Here is a 2560-nt window from a genome sequence, read left to right on the forward strand (position 1 = left end):
ATCGCTCAGCTTCGACTTCGTTACGCTCGCATCAGCCAGTTCGATTCCGTTACACTCGCAGCGGCCAGCTTCGACTCCGTCACGCTCGCAGCGCCCAGCTTCGATTCCGTTACGCTTGCATCGCTCAGCTTCGTTTCTGTCACGCTTCCATCGCCCAGCTTCGGCTCCGTCACGCTCGCTTCAGCCAGCTTCGACTCCGTTACACTCGCAGCGCCCAGCTTCGACTCCGTCACGCTTTCATCGCTCAGCTTCGTTTCTGTCACGCTTCCATCGCCCAGCTTCGTTTCTGTCACGCTTCCATCGCCCAGCTTCGGCTCCGTCACGCTCGCATTGGCCAGCTTCATTTCTGTCACACCCGCATCGGCCAGCTTAGACCTCGTTACGCTTCCGTCACTGAGTTTTGCTTCCGTTACACTCGCAGCGAGCAGCTTCGATTCTGTCACGCTTCCATCGCCCAGCTTTGACTTCGTTACGCTCGCATCAGCCAACTTCGACTCCGTTACACTCGCAACGGCCAGCTTTGACTCCGTCACACTCGCATTGGCCAGCTTCGACTCCGTCACACTCACAGTGCTGAGCTTCGCTTCCGTTACGCTACCGGCACCTAGCTTCGACACCGTTACGCTTCCATCGCTCAACTTCCACTCTGTCACGCTCGCATCGACCAATTTCGATTCCGTCACGCTCGCATCAGCCAGTTTCGATTCTGTCACACTCGCATCGACCAGCTTCGATTCTGTCACACTCGCATCGACCAGCTTCGATTCCGTCACGCTCGCATCAGCCAGTTTCGATTCTGTCACACTCGCATCGACCAGCTTCGATTCCGTCACGCTCGCATCAGCCAGTTTGGACTCCGTCACACTTCCATCACTCAGCTTCGACTTCGTCACACTAGCTTCACCAAGCTTTGACTCCGTCACGCTTCCATCACTCAGCTTAGATCCCGTTACGCTCGCATCGGCCAACTTTGACTCCGTCACACTCGCACCGCTCAGCTTAAATTCCGTTACGCTCGCATCAGCCAGCTTCACTTCCGTTACGCTTCCATCGCCTAGCTTTGCTTCCGTTATGCTCGCATCAGCCAACTTCGACTCCGTCACACTTGCATCGCCTAGCTTAGCTACCGTTACGCTTGCATCAGCTAGCTTCACTTCCGTTACGCTTCCATCGCTGAGCTTTGCTTCCGTTACGCTCTCATCAGCTAGCTTCACTTCCGTTACGCTTCCATCGCTGAGCTTTGCTTCCGTTACGCTCGCATCAGCCAGCTTCGACTCCGTCACACTTGCAGCGTTCAGTTTCGACTCCGTCACGCTTCCATCGCTCAGCTTTAATTCCGTTACGCTCGCATCAGCCAGCTTCGCTTCCGTTACACTCGCATCGGCTAACTTCACTTCCGTTACGCTTCCATCGCCTAGCTTTGCTTCCGTCACACTCGCATCAGCCAGCTTCACTTCCGTTACGCTTCCATCGCCTAACTTTGCTGCTGTTACGCTCGCATCACCAAGCTTTGACTCCGTCACGCTTGCATTACTCAGCTTCGACTCCGTTACGCTCGCTGCGCTCAGCTTCGACTCCGTCACACTTGCATAAGCCAGCTTCGCTTCCGTTACGCTCGCATTACTCAGCTTTGCTTCCGTGACACTTGCATCACTCAACTTCGATTCCGTTACGCTACCGGCTCCTAACTTGGCCTCCGATACGCTACCGGCTCCAAGCTTCGACTCCGTTACGCTTGCGGCGCCCAGCTTCAGCTCCGTCACGCTTCCGGCGCTTATCTTCGACTCCGTCACGCTCGCGTTGCCTAGCTTCGACTCCGTCACGCTTCCATCGCTCAGCTTCGACTCCGTCACACTTCCATCACTCAGCTTCGACTTCGTCACACTCGCATCACCAAGCTTCGACTCCGTCACACTTCCATCACTCAGCTTCGATCCCGTTACGCTCGCATCATCGAGCTTCGACTCCGTTACGCTTCCATCGCTCAGCTTCGACTCCGTTACGCTGCCGTGGCCTAGCTTCGCTTCCGTCACGCTGCCGTCGCCCAGCTTTGACTCTATTACGCTTCCATCTCCCAGCTTCGACTCTGTTACGCTGCCGTCGCCTAACTTCGTGTCCGTCACGCTTCCATCGCCCAGCTTCGACTCCGTTACGCTTGCAGCGCCCAGCTTCGACTCTGTCACACTCGCATCACTCAGCTTCGCTTCCGTTACACTTGCATCGCGCAGCTTGGCTTCCGTTACGCTCGCTTCGCCTAGTTTCGCTTCCGTCACGCTTCCATCGCCCAGCTTCGACTCCGTCACGCTTCCATCGCTCAGCTTCGATTCCGTCACGCTTCCGGCGCCCAGCTTCGACTCCGTCACGCTCGCAGCGCTTAGCTTCGACTCCGTCACGCTCCCGGTGCTCAGCTTCAACTCCGTCACGCTCGCAGCGCTTAGCTTCGACTCCGTCACGCTCGCATTGCCGAGCTTCGACTCCGTTACGCTTCCATCGCTCAGCTTCGTCTTCGTCACACTAGCTTCACTTAGCTTCGACTCCGTCACGCTTCCAGCACTCAGTC

General features: G+C 56.7%; 1 protein-coding gene. It reads right to left on the bottom strand.

From position 1 onward, the window contains the following. Window positions 1-20 precede the first annotated feature (20 nt). Window positions 21-2560 (bottom strand): pentapeptide repeat-containing protein (locus TY10_RS31520; RefSeq protein ID WP_155985839.1); only part of this gene is annotated, 2540 nt, incomplete at its 5' end.

Origin of the sequence: Paenibacillus gorillae (assembly GCF_000513275.1) — a bacterium.
Lineage (GTDB): Bacteria > Bacillota > Bacilli > Paenibacillales > Paenibacillaceae > Pristimantibacillus > Pristimantibacillus gorillae.